The sequence below is a fragment of the Streptomyces sp. NPDC014882 genome, assembly GCF_043081325.1.
GTDB lineage: Bacteria > Actinomycetota > Actinomycetes > Streptomycetales > Streptomycetaceae > Streptomyces.
The window spans coordinates 341,237-361,669 of the sequence record NZ_JBIBWL010000003.1 but is presented as its reverse complement, the minus strand read 5'-3'; the positions used below and the strand labels follow the sequence as shown (position 1 = coordinate 361,669).

At 73.9% G+C, this 20,433-nt stretch carries 18 protein-coding genes; 10 read left to right on the top strand and 8 right to left on the bottom strand.

Annotated elements, in window-relative coordinates:
• Positions 1 to 92 precede the first annotated feature (92 nt).
• Entirely contained in the window at positions 93 to 587 is a 495-nt protein-coding gene (locus ACF09K_RS09585; RefSeq protein ID WP_392241985.1) for a GNAT family N-acetyltransferase, read from the bottom strand.
• A gap of 229 nt (positions 588 to 816) precedes the next feature.
• Between ACF09K_RS09585 and ACF09K_RS09580 the strand changes: the two genes are divergently transcribed.
• From ACF09K_RS09580 to ACF09K_RS09560, 5 genes are all read left to right on the top strand, one after another.
• Positions 817 to 1,284: a hypothetical protein gene (locus ACF09K_RS09580; RefSeq protein WP_392241983.1), complete on the top strand. Its 468-nt coding sequence runs from the start codon at positions 817 to 819 to the stop codon at positions 1,282 to 1,284.
• A 291-nt stretch (positions 1,285 to 1,575) separates the two neighbouring features.
• Positions 1,576 to 2,886: an LCP family protein gene (locus ACF09K_RS09575; protein WP_392242428.1), complete on the top strand. Its 1,311-nt coding sequence runs from the start codon at positions 1,576 to 1,578 to the stop codon at positions 2,884 to 2,886.
• A gap of 79 nt (positions 2,887 to 2,965) precedes the next feature.
• Entirely contained in the window at positions 2,966 to 3,337 is a 372-nt protein-coding gene (locus tag ACF09K_RS09570; RefSeq protein WP_392241982.1) for a hypothetical protein, read from the top strand.
• A gap of 211 nt (positions 3,338 to 3,548) precedes the next feature.
• Complete coding sequence (locus tag ACF09K_RS09565) at positions 3,549 to 4,127, top strand: NAD(P)H-dependent oxidoreductase (protein ID WP_392241980.1); 579 nt, start codon at positions 3,549 to 3,551, stop codon at positions 4,125 to 4,127.
• Positions 4,128 to 5,475: 1,348 nt separating this feature from the next.
• Positions 5,476 to 6,273, top strand: a complete 798-nt coding sequence (locus tag ACF09K_RS09560; RefSeq protein ID WP_392241978.1) for a hemolysin III family protein — start codon at positions 5,476 to 5,478, stop codon at positions 6,271 to 6,273.
• 72 nt (positions 6,274 to 6,345) lie between these two features.
• Here the strand turns inward: ACF09K_RS09560 and ACF09K_RS09555 are convergent, their stop codons facing one another.
• Complete coding sequence (locus tag ACF09K_RS09555; protein WP_392241977.1) at positions 6,346 to 6,747, bottom strand: luciferase family protein; 402 nt, start codon at positions 6,745 to 6,747, stop codon at positions 6,346 to 6,348.
• A 128-nt stretch (positions 6,748 to 6,875) separates the two neighbouring features.
• Between ACF09K_RS09555 and ACF09K_RS09550 the strand changes: the two genes are divergently transcribed.
• Positions 6,876 to 9,224: a FlgD immunoglobulin-like domain containing protein gene (locus tag ACF09K_RS09550; protein ID WP_392241975.1), complete on the top strand. Its 2,349-nt coding sequence runs from the start codon at positions 6,876 to 6,878 to the stop codon at positions 9,222 to 9,224.
• A 98-nt stretch (positions 9,225 to 9,322) separates the two neighbouring features.
• On the opposite strand, the gene ACF09K_RS09545 is transcribed toward ACF09K_RS09550, so the two are convergent.
• The 5 genes from ACF09K_RS09545 to ACF09K_RS09525 form a co-directional block, all read right to left on the bottom strand.
• Positions 9,323 to 9,703 (bottom strand): hypothetical protein, encoded by a 381-nt coding sequence (locus ACF09K_RS09545; protein ID WP_392241973.1) that lies wholly within the window; start codon positions 9,701 to 9,703, stop codon positions 9,323 to 9,325.
• Between the two features lie 11 nt (positions 9,704 to 9,714).
• On the bottom strand, positions 9,715 to 10,062 hold the full coding sequence (locus ACF09K_RS09540; RefSeq protein WP_392241972.1) for an antibiotic biosynthesis monooxygenase family protein: 348 nt from the start codon (positions 10,060 to 10,062) through the stop codon (positions 9,715 to 9,717).
• 146 nt (positions 10,063 to 10,208) lie between these two features.
• Positions 10,209 to 10,604 carry a MerR family transcriptional regulator gene (locus ACF09K_RS09535; protein WP_392241970.1) on the bottom strand — a complete coding sequence of 132 codons (396 nt, stop codon included), beginning with the start codon at positions 10,602 to 10,604 and terminating at the stop codon, positions 10,209 to 10,211.
• 266 nt (positions 10,605 to 10,870) lie between these two features.
• Positions 10,871 to 12,436 (bottom strand): DEAD/DEAH box helicase, encoded by a 1,566-nt coding sequence (locus ACF09K_RS09530; protein WP_392241969.1) that lies wholly within the window; start codon positions 12,434 to 12,436, stop codon positions 10,871 to 10,873.
• 228 nt (positions 12,437 to 12,664) lie between these two features.
• Positions 12,665 to 12,868: a cold-shock protein gene (locus ACF09K_RS09525; RefSeq protein ID WP_363087555.1), complete on the bottom strand. Its 204-nt coding sequence runs from the start codon at positions 12,866 to 12,868 to the stop codon at positions 12,665 to 12,667.
• A 534-nt stretch (positions 12,869 to 13,402) separates the two neighbouring features.
• Here ACF09K_RS09525 and ACF09K_RS09520 point away from each other — a divergent pair.
• Positions 13,403 to 15,637, top strand: a complete 2,235-nt coding sequence (locus tag ACF09K_RS09520) for an MMPL family transporter (RefSeq protein ID WP_392241968.1) — start codon at positions 13,403 to 13,405, stop codon at positions 15,635 to 15,637.
• A 217-nt stretch (positions 15,638 to 15,854) separates the two neighbouring features.
• Entirely contained in the window at positions 15,855 to 17,090 is a 1,236-nt protein-coding gene (locus ACF09K_RS09515) for a sensor histidine kinase (RefSeq protein WP_392241966.1), read from the top strand.
• A gap of 23 nt (positions 17,091 to 17,113) precedes the next feature.
• On the opposite strand, the gene ACF09K_RS09510 is transcribed toward ACF09K_RS09515, so the two are convergent.
• Entirely contained in the window at positions 17,114 to 17,656 is a 543-nt protein-coding gene (locus tag ACF09K_RS09510) for a tellurite resistance TerB family protein (RefSeq protein WP_392241965.1), read from the bottom strand.
• Positions 17,657 to 18,078: 422 nt separating this feature from the next.
• On the opposite strand from ACF09K_RS09510, the gene ACF09K_RS09505 reads away from it, so the two are divergent.
• Together ACF09K_RS09505 and ACF09K_RS09500 are read left to right on the top strand one after the other, a co-directional pair.
• Positions 18,079 to 19,023, top strand: a complete 945-nt coding sequence (locus tag ACF09K_RS09505) for an RNA polymerase sigma-70 factor (protein WP_392241963.1) — start codon at positions 18,079 to 18,081, stop codon at positions 19,021 to 19,023.
• Positions 19,024 to 19,116: 93 nt separating this feature from the next.
• Positions 19,117 to 20,373, top strand: coding sequence for an NAD(P)/FAD-dependent oxidoreductase (locus ACF09K_RS09500; RefSeq protein WP_392241961.1), 1,257 nt, complete (start codon positions 19,117 to 19,119; stop codon positions 20,371 to 20,373).
• Positions 20,374 to 20,433 lie beyond the last annotated feature (60 nt).

Sequence of the window (20,433 nt, the reverse complement as noted above, 5' to 3'; positions counted from 1 at the left end):
TTGAGGCGGTTGATGCCGCATTCCACCGCGTGGCGCTCCTTGTGATCGACCTTGTCGAACTTCGGCGGCCGGCCCGCGAGCGAGATCGGGGTCTACGGCTGGAGGTCGTGCCGGTACCAGGTGCCCGACCTGCCGCCGAGGTCGGCCGGGGCGGCGGGGCCGACCGGGACGAACCCGGCCTTGGTCAGGACCTTCCGGGACGCGGCGTTCTCGTGGGAGGCGGCCGCCCGCAGTGTGCGCAGGCCGTGTCTCGCGGCCGCCGTCCGGCACAGCTCCCGGACGGCCGCGGTCGCCACGCCGCGGCCGGCGACCCGCTCCGCGACCCGGTAGCCGAGTCCGGCGGTGCCGTCCTCCAGGTCGTACAGGTTGAACCTGCCGAGCACCGGGCCGTCCTCGGCGACGAGCGCGTAGAAGGCGCAGACGCCGGCCTCCTGCTCGGCCAGCAGGGCGTCGTACCCCTCGGTGAACCGGTCGAAGTAGTCGTCGCCGCGGTCGGGGATCCAGGCGGCGAAGTAGGCGCGGTTCGCCAGCTCGAAGGCGAGAACCGCCGGGGCGTGGCCGGGACGCAGCTGCTTCAGCTCGGGCATCGCGCGACTCTAACCGGATCGTGCGCTGAGGCCACCTGGGTTTCCGCCGGTGGCGGACAGCCCCGGGGCCGGGGCGCATGACGCTCCACGGCTGGAGTACGGGAGCGCCGCCCCCGGCAGCCCCGGCAGCCCCGGCAGCCCCGGTCGCCTTCCGGGGAGCGGGCCGCGGGGCGGGCGGCCCGGGAGAGCCCGCTGGACAGGCCCCCCGGCCCGCTGCCACGCTCACCGCGTGCCGTCCTCCCTCCCCGATCTCCTCGCCCGCGTGGCGCTCACCGCCCGGCTGGGGCCCGTCCGGGTCGGGGCGTCCTGGGCGGACGTCACCGCGCTGCCGGGGGAGCCCCGCGAGGTGCTCCGGAGCCGGCGGTGGCCCCGCCCGTACGGCCACGGCGACCTGGAGGTCCTGGTCTGCCGGTGCGGGCGGGTGCTGCTCGTGACCGTGCGGGCGGGGGGAGAGACGGTCGAACTGCCCTGGTGCGAAGGCGTGTTCCCCGGCGGTCCTGACGAGGCCGAGGTGGTCGCCGCGCTGGAGCGGGCCGGCTGCCCCTGGGAGGCCGACGCCGCGCACACCTTCGGCGGACAGCGCGGCCTGAGGGTGCCCGCGACCTCCGCCCGGTTCGTCTTCGCCGTGTCCGGGGACGGCCGGTCACGGCTGCACTCGCTGGGTCTGCCGGGCGACGGGCACGCCTGCCCGGCCTGACCGCGGAAGGCAACCATCGTGCTCCCCCGGGAGTCTGGTGAGACGTCAGGGGTATCGGGGACGTATGTGTACCCGCATGTAGGGTTTCGTCGTCCACGAAGATCCAGCACCGGACGATCCGAGCAGGGTGTACGGGGTGAAGAACGGCCGAGGCGGAGGCGAGCGCCGGTGAGCGGGACGAGAAGGCGTGGGCACGTCCGGGCGGAGGCGGCCGGCCGCGGGAGCGGGGCGGCGCGGGGCGGCGGCCGGGGCGGATCCGGCGGGACGCGGCTGACCCGGCGCGGGCGGATCGTGGCCTGGGGCGCCGGGGTGACCGCCGTGGTCGTCCTCGGTGTCGGCGGCGTCGGCGCGTGGGTCTACAACGACCTCAACAACAACATCGACTCCGCCGACGTGGACGACAAACTGGGCGGCGACCGGCCCGAGAACCTCAGCCCGGGCTCGAAGAACATCATGATCGTCGGCTCCGACAGCCGGGACGGCGCGAACGCGAAGTACGGCAAGGACCTGACCACCATGCAGTCGGACACGCTCATGGTGCTGCACATACCGGCGAACCGGGAATGGGCCGCGGTGGTGTCCTTCCCGCGCGACTCCTGGGTGGACATACCCACCTGCGAGATGGGCGGCGGCAAGACCTCCACCCCGCACAAGGCCAAGATCAACGAGGCGTTCGCGATCGGCGGCAGCAGCGGCGAGGTCGCCGGGGCCGCCGCGTGCAGCATCAAGACCGTCGAGGCCCACACCGGCCTGCGCATCGACCACTTCATGTCGGTCGACTTCTCCGGATTCAAGGGCATGGTCGACGCGCTCGGCGGCATCGAGGTCTGCCCCAAGGAGCCCATCAAGTCCGACAAGGCCAAGCTGGAGATGGACGCCGGCTGCCAGACGGTCGACGGCGAGAAGGCCCTCGGCTACGTCCGGGTCCGCTACGGCGTCGGCGACGGCTCCGACATCGGCCGCATCGGCCGCCAGCAGGAGTTCATGGACGCCCTCGCGGAGAAGGCCCAGTCGAAGCTGACCAGCCCCGACGCCCTGTACGGCTTCCTCCAGTCCGCCACCAAGTCGCTGACCACGGACCCGGATCTGGCCGGCATCAAGCAGGTCTACGGGCTGGCCGACGAACTCAAGGGCATCCCCAGCGACCGGCTCGCCTTCCTCACCGTGCCCAACTACCCGCGTGAGGCGGACGTCCCGACGGACAAGGCCAACGTCGTGTGGCAGTACCCGCAGGCGGCCGACCTGTTCACCTCCCTGGCCAAGGACAAGGAGGTGAGCAAGGCCCGCCTGCAGGCCGCGGCGAAGGACCTCGTGTACGCCTCGCAGGTCAGCGTCCGGGTCCTCAACGGCACCGGACGGTCCGGACGCGCGGCGGCCGTCGCCGAGAAGCTCCGCACGATGGGCTTCACCGTCAGCGGCACGGGCAACGCCCCCGAGACGGTGGACCGCACCTCCGTCAGCTTCCCGGCCGGGCTGGAGAAGCAGGCCGCGGTGCTCTCCTCACGGCTGCCGAAGACCCGGTCGGCCGCGGCGGCGGACGCGCAGGCCGGAGTCGTCACCCTGGTCGTCGGACCGGACCTGGACATCGGCGAGATGGGCTGACCGGCTCGGTGCCCTCCGGTCCGAGTGGCGCGGGCGGGACCGAGTGGCGGGGGCGGGGCCGCGAGGCGACGCTGGTGGCATGGAAGAGGTTCTCCCGTACGTCGCCGCGGGCCTGGTCGGCCTGTGGGGGATCTCGCACGCGATCCCGACCCGGTCCGTCGTCGCCGGGTTCGGGGAGATCTCCGTGGACAACCGTCGCGTGCTGGTGCAGGAGTGGCTGGCCGAGGCGGTGACCATGTGGTCCCTCGCCACGCTGATCGTCGTCGTCACCGCGGTCGGCGGCGGGACGTCCACGGCCGACTGGTCGTACCGCGTCGTCGCCGGAACGCTGCTCGTCCTCGCGGTGCTGACGGCTCTCACCGGTGCCCGCACCGAGGTCGTCTGGTTCAAGATCTGTCCGGTGCTGCTGACCGTCTCGGCAGTACTCCTGCTGGTCGCCAGCCTCACCTGAACCGTGATCCCCGTCCCCGTCCCCGTTCCCGTTTCCGGCCGACGGCGTTCCGGCATCCTGGCGCCCGCCCATCGCCGTCCGGGCGTGCCGTCGCCCCGGGAGGAGCCCGTGACGCCTCCGAACAGGCGACTCCGCCCCGCGGGCACGGGCAGGACGCCGGCACGGTGGTAGATCCCACTGGATGCGACCGGTCCGTTCACCTGGAGCACGAATGAGACGCATTCTCGTCATCGACGGCCACCCGGACGCCGGAAGCTACTGCGCGGCCCTGGCACGTGCGTATGTGGAAGGCGCCGGCGCGGGCGGCCACGAGGTCCGCTTCCTGCGCCTCAGGGACATGCGGTTCGACCCGATCCTCCACGGCGGTTTCACCCGTCCACAACCGCTGGAGCCGGATCTCATCGAGGCACGCGACGACGTCCGCTGGTGCCAGCACCTGGTGATCGTGACCCCCTGCTGGTGGTGGCATGTCCCGGCGTTGTTGAAGGGATTCATCGACCGGCTCTTCCTGCCGGGCGTCGGGGTCGAGTACCTCAAGGGTCCCCCCTACATCCGCAAACTCATGAAGGGGCGCTCGGCGCGGGTGATCTATACGCAGAACTCCCCGCAGGCGCTGGCGGTCCTTGCGCGGGAGGACCTGTTCTGGCGGAACATGCGCAGGGCCTTCCTCCGCCACTGCGGGTTCCGTCCGGCCCGGCGCACCCTCCTGGCCAACATGCAGTCGGCTACCCCGGAACGACGTGAACGGTGGCTGAGGGAAGTCCACGAACTGGGACTCAAGGGCTCCTAGGGACCGCCGTCGGGGCCGTACGGGGACACGGCCCGCGGCCGGGTTGGCGGGGCGCGGGTAACCATGTAACATTGATCATGAGCCGGTCACCGCAACAACGGTGAAAAGGTTCTGCGTTGGTGGTCCAAGGAAAGACGCCCCGCTTCCTGCGGGGAAATGCAGGTGCAAGGCCTGCCCGGCGCTCCAGCAGACGAGTCCCATCCCGTGTCGAACGGGGTGGGACTCGTTGCTTTTCCCCGGCTTTCCCCGGATCTCCCCGCCCCCACCTCGCCCCCTCCTCGATTCCCCCTCGTGGCCGACGAGTTCGGGAGCGGCCGGCCGTGCGGTGGCCGCCCCCGTCACCGTCAGGACGTGCTCGCGCTGGACCGGCCGAAGAACTCGGTCTCCGTGACGGCGACCTGCTCGGCCGCGCCGCGCCGGGCCGGTCGTCGCCGGCGGCGGGGGTCGGGGTGACGGTGACGTCGTAGCGGTCCCGGCCCTTCGGTCCGGTGACGGCGAAGGCGCGGCGGCGCGGCCCTGCCCGTACGAACCCTCGGGGCGGCCGGCCGGCCCGGCGACGATGTCGGCGATCGTCTCGTCGCGGTGCCCGGCGACGGTGGCGAGCGTGGTGGCGGCGAACGCGTGCCCGGCGAGCCCGTACGCCGCATGGTCGCCGAGGCCTCCGCGAGGGCAGGGAAGGGACCGGGCGGGAAGGGGCCGATTACCTCACCCTCGTAGAAGCAAAAATCTGTGGTGGCCAACGTAGACATTGGGGCGCGGTCCGGCTATGGTTTCTCTCGTAGCCAGAAGAATCCAAGGGCCCGGCAGACACGGACTGCCGGGCGCGGTACCGCAGACGAAGGACGCAGTACGCAGCACGGTCCGGTGGTGGAGTGCCGAAGCCAGGGTTGTCGCAGGACGGCGACGGGACTGACGACCGGACCGGGTGGCCCGCAGTGATCAGGGGCCGCCATGAGCGGTACCGCGGTGGAAGCAGTGGCAGTACCCGCAGGTGCGGTACTCAGTTGATCACCGAGGGAAGGACGGAGGAGCAGAACGCCATCAGGATCGCCCGGGCGGACGTCTCGAGCCCGGGTACCGCAGGACATCGATAGTGAGGTGGTCTCCGGTCGAGCAACCGCGATCCCAGCAGCCCCGACAGTGTCCCCCGCGGGTCTGCGGAAACAGAGGGCCGGCGCGACAACCGGGCCGGCAGATGGTGTAGCAGTTCCTTCGGGCCCTGGCGCCGCACGGCGCCAGGGCCCTCGACGCGTCCCACGCGGAGGTGCGGGTGACGGCGGACGACCCGCACCCCGCGACGATGCGCGGGACCGTACGTACCCTCCCGCCGACCTCGGAAGACGAGCGCATGATCGCCGAAGACCCCCAGCCGCCGGCCCGCGAACGGGAAGCCCGGCCCCGCCCCGGCACCCCGCCCGATCCCCTCCGCCCCCCGGCCACCGACGCGCCGGCCGCCCCGACCGGCCGGGCGGCCGCGGCCGCCGCCGCCCTGGAGGACGGTGTCGAGCGCGCGGCGGCCGCACTGAAGCCGAGGATGCGCGGCTGGCTGCACGCCGGCGTGTTCCCCCTCGCCCTGGCCGGCGGCATCGTCCTGGTCGCCGTCTCGCGCTCGGCGGCGGCCGTGGCGGCCTGCTCGGTGTACGCGCTCTCGGCCTGCCTGCTCTTCGGCACCAGCGCCGTCTACCACCGCGGGACGTGGGGCCCGCGCGGGGAGGCGGTCCTGCGGCGGCTGGACCACGCGAACATCTTCCTGATCATCGCCGGAACCTACACCCCACTGGCGGTGCTGCTGCTGGACGCGGACCAGCAGCGGGTGCTGCTGTCCGCGGTGTGGGCGGGCGCCCTGGCCGGCATCGCCTTCCGCACCCTGTGGATCGGGGCTCCCCGGTGGCTGTACACCCCGTGCTACATCCTGCTGGGCTGGGTGGCCGTCTTCTACCTGCCCGACTTCGCGCGCACCGGCGGCACCGCGGTCGTCGCCCTCGTCATCACCGGCGGCCTGCTCTACACCGCGGGCGCCGTCGTCTACGGACTCAAGCGCCCCGACCCGTCCCCGGCCTGGTTCGGCTTCCACGAGGTCTTCCACGCCCTGACCATCGCCGCCTTCGCCGCGCACTACACGGCCATCCTCCTGGCGGCCACGTGACGGAAGCGGGCACCCGGCGCCCGCAACCCCGCGGCCTCCGGGGGAAGGCCGCCGGTCCGCCGTCCCCGCGCCTCAGCGGCCGTCGGGGTCGTCGCGCGGCACCAGCGTGACCCGGTGCAGGTTGCAGGTGAAGGGGGACGGTACGGGGGAGGCGACCGGGCCCTGGGACAGGTGGGCCTTGAGGGCGACGCTGACCAGGCTCATCAGCAGGTCCACGTCGGTGTCGCAGTCGAGGTGGACGGTGACCCAGCGGGAACCGGGAACCACCCGTACCGCCGTGGAGTCCATGAGGTCGGAGTGGATCCGCTGGATGGCCGGGACGGTCAGGTGCAGGTCGACGTCCCGGTCGGAGTGGAAGTGGAGTATCTCGCTGTGGACGGAGCGCAGGGCCCGTCCTGCGCCGCAACTGGCCTGTCCTGTACTGAGGTCGGGCCAGACTTCCAGTCGCGCCATGGCGCGATCGGCCAGAGTCATGTGCCCATGGTCGCTCGATCACCGCCCGGCTACCAGGGGTTGAACGAAATGTAACCGGGGCGTGAGGTCGCCCTCGCACGCCGTGCGCCGGGGGTGACGTTTCCGCCACCCCGCGCGCTGTGATCGACATGAGCTTCGAATTCGAACGTACGCCCGATATCGCCCGTCGTCTCGCACTCCTCCTCGCCGTCACCTCCGTGCCCGTCCTCGCCGGCCTCGCCGTCCCGGCCACCGCCCGCGCCGAGGACCCCGCTGCCCTCGTGCTGCCCGCCCCGGCGAGACACGTCCCGGTCCAGGACACGCTGTACGCCGCGGGCGACACCGGCTACCTGCACCGCCGCGAGACGACCGACGGTTCCGCCGCGACGTACCGGTGGCACGGCTACGACGGCACCGAGCGCACGGTCGACGGCTTCACCGGCAAGGTGCCGGGCCAGCAGGGCTACTACGGCGCCGGCACCGACCTGCTGCCCGTGCCGATCGACGCGAGCGGAGTCGTCGAACTGCGCGACCCGGCGACCGGCGGGTCGACCCCGCTGACCGTGCCGGACGGCCAGTACACCGTCGGCTCGTTCGGCGGGACGGTGCTCACCGTCTCGTACAACGACGTCTGGCAGGTCGACAAGCTGCACATCCTCCGCGTCCGGGACGGCGTCACCACCGACACGGCCGTGGACCCGGCGGCCGGCGAACGGTTCGACCGGTACCCGGTCGTCGCCGGGGACGGGACCACCGCCGTCGTACGGTTCGCGCGCGGCCGCACGATCGGCGTCCTCGACCTGGCCACCGGCACCCTCACGCCCGTCACCTCCCGCGTCGCCGTCGACGAGTCCTGGAACATCCAGGCCGCCGTCTCGCCCACCCACATCGCCTGGTACCAGGAGGGCATGAGCACCGCCCGCGTCGTCCGCCGCGACGACCCGGCCGGGGCCCAGACCTCCGTCGCGGTGCCGGCCTCCGGCGCGGACATCCCCGTCGTCGGCCTCGCCGGGGACTGGCTGCTGACCTCCTACCGGCTCGCCGCGCCCACCGGGCAGAACCCGCCGCTGCGCGACGGAGGCCCCCTCAAGGCCACCCCGATCAGCGGCGGTTCACCCGTCACCCTGCTCGCCGCCGCCCAGCCCGACCTGTTCCAGGTCCCCGGCGGCGGAGCCGTCGCCGTGGGCGGCGCGGACGCGGGCGACTGGGCCGTCCGCCGGGTGGAGACCGGCGCCGACGGCGCACCGGTCCTGCGCACCCTGTCCGAGGTGCCCGCCCGGCCCGCCACCCTGCGCGGAATCGCCCTGGGCGTCGGCATGCTGGTCACCAAGGAGGAGGACAGCGCGCCGCTCCCCGCCTACCTGACCCGCAAGGTCACCCTGGCCGGAGCGCCGGCCGCCGGACCCCGCTCGGAAGTCACCACCGCGCCCCTGGGCGACAGTTACGGCCAGCCCCTCGCCGCCGGGGACGGCTCCGTCGTGCACGTCCGCCACGACGACGCCACCCAGCGCGACGTCCTCGTCCGCGCCACCGCCGACGGCGCCCGCACCGAGGCCGTGCCGTTCGACCGTGCCGCCCCCTCGACCTCGGGCCGCGGCCTGCGCGACGCCTCCGGCCGGTACGCGGTCTACGGCGGCGGCGACGAACGGGCCGTCGTCGACTTCGAGGCCCCCGGCGGACCGGCCGTCGTCCAGCGGCTCACCACCCCCGCGGCGGCCCTGTGGGGCTCCACCCTGTGGACCACCGACGGCACCGGCGGCCGCATCGAGGCCCGCGACCTGGTGACCGGTCAGGTCACCGCGCACACCGTCGACGCCTCCTGCCAGATCCGCGACCTGCGGACCGTGGGCCGCTGGGTGTACTGGGACTGCCTCGGCCAGGACATCGTCGGCGGCGACCCCACCACCCCCTTCGGCGTGCACGACCTCGTGACCGGCGCCGACATCGCCCTGCCCGTGCGCGGCACGCTCGGGGACGGCTTCGTCGTCAACCACGACACCGACGCCGGCCTGCTCCGGCTCACCGACTTCCACACCGGCACCGCGGCCGCCCCGCGCACCCTCACCGGCCTGCCGACCGTGCCGGGTTGGAAGAACCACGACGTCGACAAGTTCGGCGGAGGCGTCGCCTGGCTGGAGACCGACGGCACCGCCCACGTCGTACCGAGCGGCGTCCCCGTCCAGCCGCTCGCGGTGACCGCGTCCCAGGCCCCCGCGGCGTACACCCGGACCGCCGGCGCCGCCTGGACCCCGGCCTGGCAGCTGTCCAGGCCGGCGACCGGCGCGAAGCTGGTGATCAAGCGCAGGACGAAGATCCTGCGCACCCTCGACGCGGCGCCGGCCGGCGCCGCGCTGACGGCTGCCTGGGACGGCACCCTCGCCGACGGCACCCCCGTCCCGGCGGGGACGTACACCTGGGAACTGACGGCGGCCCCGGAGGACGGCACGGGAGCGGGGATCACGCTCTCCGGGAGCGTCACGGTGTCCGACGGGGCGTAACGGACCGACGGGTCCGCGCCGGGTGCGGCGGACCGACGGGTCCGCGCCGGGTGCAGGAGGCGGCGGCGCCCCCTGCACCCGGCGTCCTCAGCGTCGCCTCACTGATCCGCGTACCTGAGGTCCCCGATCGTCCACGCGCTCACGTCCTCCAGGGCGACGCGGTACATGCCGCCCGTGTCGGGGAGGCCGACGTTGCCCTGGAGGATGCGTGCCACGTGGAAGTGCAGGTGGGTGGGCCGGGCGGCCCGCGGTTCGGGGGGTTCGCCGGTCGCCCGCGGGGGTGTGAACACCGAGGAGAACCCCGCGAGTTGGTCGGAGGCCTCGAGCACCTCCGCCACCCTCTGCTTCCACAGGGTCTCCGGGGCGAGCCGGCCCGTGATCACGGCTCCGGGGACCACCACGGTGAGGGACATCCGGCTGTCGTGCTCCGACTCCACCCTTGCGGCGATGTCGACGAGCAGGTCATCAGCGTGCGCCATGAGTGTGAAGCCTACTCGGTGGCGGCTCCGCTCCGCCCGGGGGTGGCCTGCTGGACCACCTCGAAGGACCACAGCGTGGCACCCGAGGCGGCCGGCTTCCGCTGCTCGGCGCCCTCGGCGCCGCCCCCGCCGCCGTGCGCCGCCTGCGCCCGCCCGGACATCCAGTTCTGGAAGTCCTCCTCGCTGCGCCAGCGCGTGTAGACGAGGTAGGTGTCGGTGCCCTCCACGGGGCGCAGCAGCTCGAACCACTCGAACCCGTCCGAGTTCTCGACCGCGCCCGCCCGCGCCGCGAACCGCTTCTCCAGCGTCTCGCGCTGCTCCTCGGGAACGGTCAGCACGTTGATCTTGACGATGCTCATGCCCCCATTGTCCGTCGTCCACGGGGCGGGCGGGCACCGGTCCCGGCGGTTCGTGGCGGACGGCACGGCCCCCTCCGGGGAAGCGGCCTCCTCCGGGGCGGTGGTCCGCGCCGCGTTCGCACCGGCCGGGGGCGTGTTCGCACCGGTCAGCCGGAACCCCGTCCCGGGCCGGAACCCGGGGGCGGACCCGAGCGGGAGGGCTCGGGCGCGGCGGAACCCGGCGCCCGGCCCGCGGCCCGACGGTACTCGTCGTTGATCCGCCGGGCCTCCTCGAGCTGGTCCTCCAGGATGACGATGCGGCACGCGGCTTCGATCGGGGTGCCCTTGTCGACCAGCTCGCGGGCGCGGGCGGCGATCCGCAGCTGGTAGCGCGAGTACCGGCGGTGCCCGCCCTCCGAGCGGAGCGGACTGATCAGGCGGGCCTCCCCGATGGCCCGGAGGAAACCGGGGGTGGTGCCGAGCATCTCGGCCGCCCGGCCCATCGAGTACGCCGGGTAGTCGTCGTCGTCCAGACGACCGCTGAGCGGGTTGTCTGCTGTCATGTCACCTCGTTGATCGCCGCGTAGAAGGGGCCCCTGCCGCTGTCCGGCACGCGGGCCCCTAGGAGATTCAACACCGTCCACCGCTCCCGCCGCCGTGCCGGTCCGCCGTTACGGGTGTCCCGCTCCGGGGCACCCCGCGTCGGACCGCCCCCGGCCGGGCATGCGGAAGGGCCCCGCCGACGACTGCCGACGGGGCCCTTCCGTACAGGTGGGAGGCGGTTTTCCGGCCGTTCCCGCACGCCCCGGGGCGTGGTGTCCGAGGCGGATCAGGCCGCCGAACCGAAGGAGGAGCGGCGCTGGGACCGGCCGCGCGAGGACGCCGCGTCGCCGGAGGACCGGCCCCGCTCGCCACCGCGCTCGCCACCGCGCGCGCCCCGCTCCCCGCCGCGCTCACCGCCGCCGCCGCGACCGCGGCGGCCGCGGGAGGACGAGCCGCCCGCGGAGGCGGAGCGCCGGGGACGTTCCACGACCGGCGCGGCGATCACGACGGGGACGCCGGACGGAGCCTGCGCACCGGTGATGCGGCTCAGCTCCTCCTCGCCCGAGCGGACCGTCGTCACCCGTGCGGTGACACCGGCGGCGGCGGTCAGCCGGCTCATGGCGCGCCGCTGGTCCGGGGTCACCAGGGTGACCACGCTGCCGGACTCGCCCGCACGGGCGGTACGGCCGCCGCGGTGCAGGTAGTCCTTGGGGTCGGTCGGCGGGTCCACGTTGACGACCAGGTCCAGGCTGTCGACGTGGATGCCGCGCGCGGCCACGTTCGTCGCGACGAGCACGCTCACGTGGCCCGTCTTGAACTGGTCCAGCGTCCGGGTGCGCTGCGGCTGGGACTTGCCGCCGTGCAGGGCGGCGGCGCGCACCCCGCTGTTCAGCAGGTGCTTGGTCAGCCTGTCCACCGCGTGCTTGGTGTCCAGGAACATGATCACGCGGCCTTCGCGGGCCGCGATCTCGGTGGTCGTGCGCTGCTTGTCCGCGTCCTGGACGTGCAGGACGTGGTGCTCCATCGTGGTGACCGCGCCGGCCGACGGGTCGACGGAGTGCACGACCGGGTCGGAGAGGTAGCGGCGGACCAGCCGGTCGACGTTGCGGTCCAGGGTGGCCGAGAACAGCATCCGCTGCCCGTCGGGCTTCACCTGGTCGAGCAGCGCGGTGACCTGCGGCATGAAGCCCATGTCGGCCATCTGGTCGGCCTCGTCGAGGACGGTGATGGCGACCTCGTCGAGGCGGCAGTCGCCCCGGTCGATGAGGTCCTTCAGCCGGCCCGGCGTGGCCACGACGACCTCGGCGCCGGCCCGCAGGGCGCTCGCCTGGCGGCCGATCGACATGCCGCCGACGACGGTGGCCAGCCGCAGCCGCACGGAGCGGGCGTACGGGGTGAGCGCGTCGGTGACCTGCTGGGCCAGCTCGCGGGTCGGCACCAGGACGAGGGCCAGCGGCTGACGGGGCTCGGCCCGCTGTCCGGCGGTACGGGCCAGCACCGCGAGACCGAACGCGAGGGTCTTGCCGGAGCCGGTGCGGCCACGGCCCAGGACGTCACGGCCGGCCAGGGAGTTCGGCAGGGTCGCGCCCTGGATGGGGAACGGGACGGTCACGCCCTCGCCGGCCAGCGCGGCCGACATCGGCGCGGGCAGCCCCAGGTCGTCGAACGACTCGACGGCGGGCAGCGGGGGCGTCACCGTCTCCGGCAGCGCGAACTCGCCCTGCTGCGCCATCGGCCGGCGGCCGGCGCCGCCCTGCGAACGACGGGGCGCGGAGGAGCGGTTGCCGGAGGAGCGCTGCGGGGCGCCTGCGGAGCGGCCGTAGGAGCGGGCGCCGGAACGTGCACGGTTCATGCGGGGAACCTTCCTTGATGCGGCGCGTATCAAGGAATTCCCGGAACACGTGAAAGGCACGGGGAATTGCGAGAACGAGCCGGAGTGGGTGGGGCCGGAACAGGTGGACGGGAAACGCGTCACCGTCCTGCGGGAAATCAGGTCATCCCGCGCGGCACCCGGAAAAGCGGCGAGCCGGAGCCCGCACCCCACGGTGCGGGCCCCGGCTGCGTCACGCGTCAGGCAGGGTCAGGCGGGAACGATGTTCTCCGCCGTCGGGCCCTTCTGGCCCTGAGCGATGTCGAACGACACCTTCTGGCCTTCCTGGAGCTCACGGAAGCCCTGGGTCGCGATGTTCGAGTAGTGAGCGAAGACGTCGGGACCGCCGCCGTCCTGCTCGATGAAGCCGAAGCCCTTTTCAGAGTTGAACCACTTCACGGTGCCGCTGGCCATTTTGTTCTCCTTCGGGACGGTTCGGAGTCACCCTGTGTGCCTCCGGTCGCCGTGATGATCACCCCGATGGAAAAACCTTCTGGCAACCACAACTGCAACTGGCGACGACACTAGCACGGTGCGTTCGGCCGAGTGGGCGGTGCAATTTCCCCTGGTGAGCGGGGTGCGGGAATATTCCCCGGGCACTGCGTCAATTTCTCATCCGGTGACCACAGATATTGCTCCGCCGACGCCTTCGCCTTCCGGCCGGAGAGGCCCGGAGCACCCTCGTGACCTCGTGCGACGGCCGCCGCGGGCGCCGTCCCGCGCGAAACCCGCGCAGCCTCGAATTCCCCCCGAGTGCGACGAAGGACACATCGGCGGGAACAAGAGTCCGATGCGCGGACCGGTCCGTAGTCCTGCCGGTGGATCCCGCGGGGCCGGCCGTACTGCGTTCTCAGTAGGAGGAATTGTCGGCAGGCGGACGACGACGGGCGGGGGGTGGCGCGGGGAGGCTGGGCGGACAGTCGGCACCAGATGCGGAGACCCCCTGTCGTGGCTACTTTCCTCTATCGCGTGGGCCGCCTGGCCTTCCGGCGGCGCTGGTACGTCGCCCTGGTCTGGGCGGCGGTCCTGGCCGCCGTCGGGCTAGGCGCCCTCAACGCGCCCGCGTCCTCCGACGAGGGGTTCTCGATGCCGGGCATCGAGTCCCAGAAGGCGTTCGACCTGCTGGAGGAGCGCTTCCCCGGTGCCTCGGCCGACGGCGCCACCGCGCGGGTCGTCTTCGTCGCGCCGGACGGGCAGAAGGTGACCGCGGCCGGGAACCGGCGGGCCGTGCAGGACGCGGTGGCCGGCCTGGCCGGCGGACCGCAGGTGGCGAGCGCCCCCGACCCGTTCCAGGCGCGGGCGGTCAGCGCGGACGGCTCGACGGCGTACGCGACCGTCACCTACGAGGTCGCGGCGAACGACCTCACCGACGACAGCAGGGCCCGTCTGGACCGGGCCCTCGACGACGCCCGTCGCGCCGGGCTGACCGTCGAGGCCGGCGGGAACGCGCTGGAGAACGGCGCGGGGCCGGGCGGCGTCGCCGAGATCGTCGGCGTCGCGATCGCCGCGGTCGTCCTGCTCGTCACCTTCGGTTCGCTCGCCGCGGCCGGACTGCCCCTGCTGACCGCGATCATCGGCGTCGGCGTGAGCATGGCCGCGATCACGGCCCTCTCCGCGGCCCTCGGCCTGTCCACGACGACCGGCACCCTGGCGATGATGCTCGGTCTGGCGGTCGGCATCGACTACGCCCTGTTCGTCGTCTCCCGCTACCGCGAGGAACGGGGCCACGGCCGCACGCCCGAGGAGGCGACCGGTCTCGCGGCCGGCACCGCCGGGTCGGCGGTCGTCTTCGCGGGCCTCACCGTCGTCATCGCCCTGGCCGGACTCTCCGTCGTCGGCATCCCGATGCTCACCGAGATGGGCCTGGCCGCGGCGGGCGCGGTCGTCCTCGCCGTACTGATCGCGCTGACGCTGGTGCCTGCGTTCCTCGGGTTCTGGCCGCACGCCGTGCTGGCCCGCGGGGCCCGCGCCGGGGCCCGCGCCGGTGATCGTGCCGGCGGCCGCGCCGGCGACAACGGCGGCACCCGCTGGGCGCGGTTCGTGCTGCGCCGCCCGCTGCCCGTGCTGCTGCTCGGCGTGGCGGGCCTGGGCGCGCTCGCGCTGCCCGTGGCCGACCTGCGGCTGGGCATGCCCGGCGACGAGGCGAAGCCCGCCTCCACCACCGAGCGCCGGGCCTACGACGCGCTCGCCGACGGCTTCGGGCCCGGCTTCAACGGGCCCCTGACCGTCGTCGTCGACGCGCGGGGCGACGACGGCCCGGAGGCGGCCGTCCGGTCCGTCGCCGACCGCGTCGGCGGCACCGAGGGCGTCGTCTCCGTCTCCCCGGCCCGGTTCAACGAGGCCGGCGACACCGCCGTCTTCTCGGTCGTGCCGTCCACCGCGCCGACCGACGAGCGCACCAAGGACCTGGTGAAGACCATCCGGGGCGAGCGCCCCGGCGTCGAGGCGGAGACCGGCGCGACCTTCGAGGTCACCGGCAGCACCGCGCTGAACATCGACATCGCCGACAAGGTCCAGGCCGCGCTGGTCCCGTACCTGATCGTCGTGGTCGGCCTGGCGGTCGTGCTGCTGATGCTGGTCTTCCGGTCCCTGCTCGTCCCGCTCAAGGCGGCCCTCGGGTTCCTGCTGTCGGTGCTGGCCTCCCTCGGCGCGGTCGTCGTGGTCTTCCAGCAGGGCCACGGCGCCGGGATCCTCGGCGTGGAGCAGACCGGCCCGATCATGAGCCTGATGCCGATCTTCCTGGTGGGCATCGTGTTCGGCCTCGCCATGGACTACGAGGTCTTCCTCGTCTCCCGCATGCGCGAGGCGTACGTCCACGGGGAGCGGCCCGGCCAGGCGGTGGCGTCCGGCTTCCGGCACAGCGCCCGGGTGGTCGTGGCCGCCGCGCTGATCATGATCGCGGTCTTCGCCGGGTTCGTCGGCGAGAACGACTCCATGATCAAGATGATCGGGTTCGGGCTGGCCGGAGCGGTCCTCTTCGACGCCTTCGTCGTCCGGATGGCGATCGTGCCCGCCGTGCTCGCCCTGCTCGGCGACAAGGCCTGGTGGCTGCCCGCGTGGCTGGACCGGATCCTGCCCCGCGTCGACGTGGAGGGCGAGGCACTCGCCCACCGGCCCGGCCCCGGCGACCGGGACCCGGCCGGCGAGCCGGCCGCCGCCGGACTGGAGCCCGCCCGCACCTGAGCCCGCGCGTATCCGGGCCTGCGCGCATCCGGGCCCGCCCGCACTCGGGCCTTCACCCTCCTCGCCCGTCCGAGCGGGACCGTTCGACCGGGACTGTCCGGCCGGGACCGTCCGACCGGGACCGTTCGTGGTGAACGCCACGGGCGGTCCCGTCGCCCCGCCGCGGGGGCGGAGGCCACGATGGAGCCAGCACCGCCGACCGGAGAGCCGAACCCCGATGAGCAGCAGCCTCGAGCGCTACACGGACCGCCTCGAGAAATACTCGGAACGCGTCGGGAAGTACGCGGACCGCCACTCCCGCCTGATCGACCTGGCGGTGGTCCTCGGGCTGATGGGCTGCGCGAGCCTCGGCGGCTCCCTCACCATGCCCGGCATCACGCCGCCCGACCACGCCGGGACCGCCACCGCCCTCATGGGCGTCTCCTGCCTCGCCCTGCTGCGGTACCGCGACCGTCCGCGCACCGCGGTCGTCGTCACCGCGGTCTGCACGGTGGTCGCGGTCGCGCTCGGGTACCTGGTCACCCCGCTGCTGCTGGGCCCGGTCATGGCGGCGCTCTACTGGCTGGCCACGCTCAGCGCCCCCGCGACGACCCGCGCCTTCGGCGTCGTCACGACCGCGGCGGTGACGGCCGCGGCCGTCTTCTCCGACAGCATGGACGACCTCTCCCTGCTGCTCAGGACGATCGGCCCGGTCTTCTGGCTGATGCTGCCGCTCGCCGCCGGCAACACGACCCGGCTGCGGCGCGCCTACCTCCGGTCCGTCCAGGCCCGCGCCGAGCACGCCGAACGCACCCGCGAGGAGGAGGCCCGGCTGCGCGTCACGGAGGAGCGCATGCGCATCGCCCGGGAACTGCACGACGTCGTCGCGCACCACCTGGCGCTGGCCAACGCCCAGGCCGGCACCGCCGCCCACCTCGCGCTCACCCGCCCGGAGCAGACGAAGCGGATCCTCACCGACCTGACCGGCACCACGTCCTCCGCGCTGCGCGAGCTGAAGGCGACGCTGGGACTGCTGCGCCAGAACGACGACCCGGCCGGCGGCCCGCTGGAACCGGCCCCGGGCCTGGCCCGCCTGCCCGAGCTGGTCGCGGCGTGCGAGTCCGCGGGGCTCACCGTCACGGTCACCACCGAGGGGGAGCCCCGGCCGCTGTCGCCGGGGGCGGACCTGACCGCGTTCCGCATCGTGCAGGAGGCGCTCACCAACGTCACCAAGCACGCGGGCAGTCACTGCGCCCGCGTACGGCTGGTGTACTCCGGGGCCCGGCTGGTGATCACGGTCAGCGACGACGGCCCGGCCGCCCCGGCGCAGTCCGCGACCGCGCCCGGCCGCGGCTTCGGCATCCTGGGCATGCGCGAACGCGCCCGCTCCATCGGCGGCGAACTGCGCCTGGGCCCCCGGCCGGAGGGCGGCTTCGAGGTCACGACGGCACTGCCGCTGATCCCCGAAGCCTGACCGCTACCGGTCCTGAGAGGTGCTCAGAGGCCGAACTCCTGGGCCGACAGGCCGAGGACCGAGCAGGCCTCGCGCAGGACCTGCTCCTCGGCCGGCGCGACGTACCCGTCCGCACCCGCGACGACGAACCCGGTCTGGACGACGGCTCTGGCCTCCGTCGGCTTCTTCGCGGCCTTGGCGATCTCCTGGAGGACCTCCGTCTTGCCCTGGGGGAAGTCGAACGCCAGCCGGTCGACGTGCTGGTTGAAGCGCTGGCGCAGCTGCTCCGGCGGGAAGTTCTGCAGGACGTCGTTGTGCAGGATGAGCGACTCCACGTGCTGCCGCTCGGCCGGGTCGACGTGCCCGTCGGCGGCGGCGACCAGGGCGCACATCGCCATGCTGGCGTCGCGGTAGGCGCCGCTCTTCAACTCGGTCTTGAGGGAGGTGAGCTGGGACTTGAGCGTGTTCACCAGCTGGGCGCGCGAACCGCCCGCGGCCCCCGGCCGCCCGTGGCCGCCGGCGCCCCGCGCGCCCTGCGCCTGCTGGAGCCCCTTGGCCTGGTCCTTGATCCGATCCCACATCGCCACGCGTGCCATCCTCGGCTTCAGCCCTGTCGTTCCGGTCCGACGCGCGGCCCGCGCGCGTCCTTTCGTCAACGGCCGCCGAGGCGCCGAAGTTCCACGCCACGGCGGGCCGCAACAGGCCGCCGCGCGGAGCCGTGCCGGGCTGGGGCGTCGGGACTGCGCCGGGCCGGGACCGGGCCGGGGGCGTGCCGGGCCGTGCCGGGGCGGCCGCGGGCCACGGCGCCGGACTTCTGACGCCGCGGCACTTCGGCACTCCGGCGCTCCGGTAACCCGGCGCTCCGGTAACCCGGCGCTCCGGTAACCCGGCGCTCCGGCGCCCCGGCCGCCTGCCCAGCGGCCCCAGCGGCCGCCCTGCCGGGCCGCCCCCGGGCGGATCAGTCCCCGGGCGTGCGCCCCCCGGGGCCGTGCGGGCTAGGATCCGGGACATGGCCCTGACCGTGGACGACGTGGAACGGTTCGAGGCCTCCCGGCCACGCCTGGAGGCCATCGCCTATCGCCTCCTGGGCTCGGCGAGCGAGGCCGAGGACGCCGTGCAGGAGACGTTCCTGCGCTGGCAGGCCGCCGACGTCGGGCGCGTCGAGGTTCCCGAGGCGTGGCTGACGAAGGTCCTCACGAACCTGTGCCTCAACCAGCTCACCTCGGCCCGCGCCCGGCGCGAGACGTACGTCGGCCAGTGGCTCCCCGAGCCGCTGCTCTCCGGGGACCCGATGCTCGGCCCCGCCGACACCGCCGAACAGCGCGAGTCGGTGTCGTACGCGGTGCTCACGCTGCTGGAGCGGCTGTCGCCCGGCGAGCGGGCGGTGTACGTGCTGCGGGAGGCCTTCGACTACCCGCACCGGGAGATCGCCGCGATCCTCGACATCACCGAGGCCGCCAGCCAGCAGTTGTTCCACCGCGCCAAGAAGCACGTCGCCGACGGCAGGACCCGTACCGAGATCGACGAGGCCGCCGCCCGGCGGATCGTCGACGAGTTCCTCGCGGCCGCCACCAGCGGCCGGACCGAGCCGCTCGTGCGGCTGCTCACCCAGGACGCCGTCTCGATCGGCGACGGCGGCGGCAAGGTCCCGGCCCGCGCCAGGGCGTTCGAGGGCGCGCTCGCGGTCGCGAAGTTCCTGCGCGGCCTGTTCCGGCCCGGCAAGGCCAAACGCGACCTGATCGGCGACGCGGCCGAGATGTACGCCACGGTCGCCAACGGCGATCCCGCGGTCGTCGTGGTCGTCGACGGCCGCGTCATCGGCGTCATGTGCCTGGAGGTCACCCCGGAGGGCATCGCCGGGCTCCGCAACCAGGTCAACCCCGACAAGCTCGGACGCGCGACGCGGCACTGGGCGGCCACCGGCCACGGCGATCCCGTCCGCGTCACGTTCTGACGCGGATGTGAGCTGCTTCACATCCCGTTCCCGTCAGGAAACGCGGGGCCGCCCGGTTCAAGGGGCGAACCCGCTCAAGACAGGAGCATGGAGATGCAGCACCGCATCATCGTCCTCGGAGCCGGATACTCCGGAGCCGTCGCCGCCGGGCGCCTCGCCAAGCGGCTGCACCGCGAAGACGTCGCCATCACCCTCGTCAACGCCGAGCCCGACTTCGTCGAGCGCGTGCGGATGCACCAGCTCGCGGTCGGCCAGGACCTCCGGCCCCGGCCCTTCGCCGAGATGTTCGCGGGCACCGGAGTGGAGCTGAAGCTCGCCAGGGTCACCGCCGTGGACCCCGACCGCCGGACCGTCACCGTCACCGGCGCCGACGCGAGCACCGGCACGGGTGCCGTCACCGGCGTCGGCGCGGACGCCGGCCCGGAGGCCGCCGCGGAGGAGGAACTGGAGTACGACACCCTCGTCTACGCCCTCGGCAGCGCCTGGAACGACCAGGGCGTCCCCGGCGCCGCCGAGCACGCTCACGAGATCGCGAGCCGCCCCGGAGCCCTCCGGCTGCGCGCGCGCCTGGCCGGCCTGGACGCCGGACGGCCCGTGGTCGTCGTCGGCGGCGGCCTCACCGGCGTGGAGGCCGCGACCGAGATCGCCGAGGCCCGCCCCGACCTCGACGTCGCCCTCGCCGTCCGCGGCGGCCTCGGCGACTGGCTCTCGCCCAAGGGCCGCGGGCACCTGCGGAAGGTCTTCGACGGCCTCGGGATCACCGTGCACGAGCACGCCCCCGTCACCGCCGTGGCCGCCGACCGCGTCACCACCGCCGACGGCACGTCCGTACCGGCCGCGGTCACCGTGTGGACCACCGGTTTCGCCGTCCACCCGGTCGCGCGGGCCACCACCCTGGAGGTCACCGGAACCGGTCAGATCGTCGTCGACCGGACCATGCGCTCGGTCTCCCACCCGGACGTGTACGCCGTCGGCGACGCGGCCGCGGTGACGGGTCCCGCCGGCAAGCCGCTGCGCATGTCGTGCGCCTCGGGCGTGCCCACCGCCTGGCAGGCCGCCGACGCCATCGCGGCCCGTCTGACCGGCGCGAAGATCCCCCAGGTGTCCATCCGCTACTTCAACCAGTGCGTCTCCCTGGGCCGCAGGCAGGGCCTGATCCAGTACGTCACCGCGGACGACCGGGCCGTCCGCGCGGCCCTGACCGGACGCACCGCCGCCCTCTACAAGGAACTGGTCTGCAAGGGCGCGGCCTGGGGAGTGGCCAACCCCACCCTGGGCCTGCCGGCCCGCCGCCGCCGGGTCGTGGGGACGGCGGCGCGCGCGGCGGCCCCGGCCGGGACGCCGGCCTGACGGGCGGCGCGCGGGACGCCGGGTCCCGACCGGGCCGGGTCCCGACCGGGCCGGGCCCGT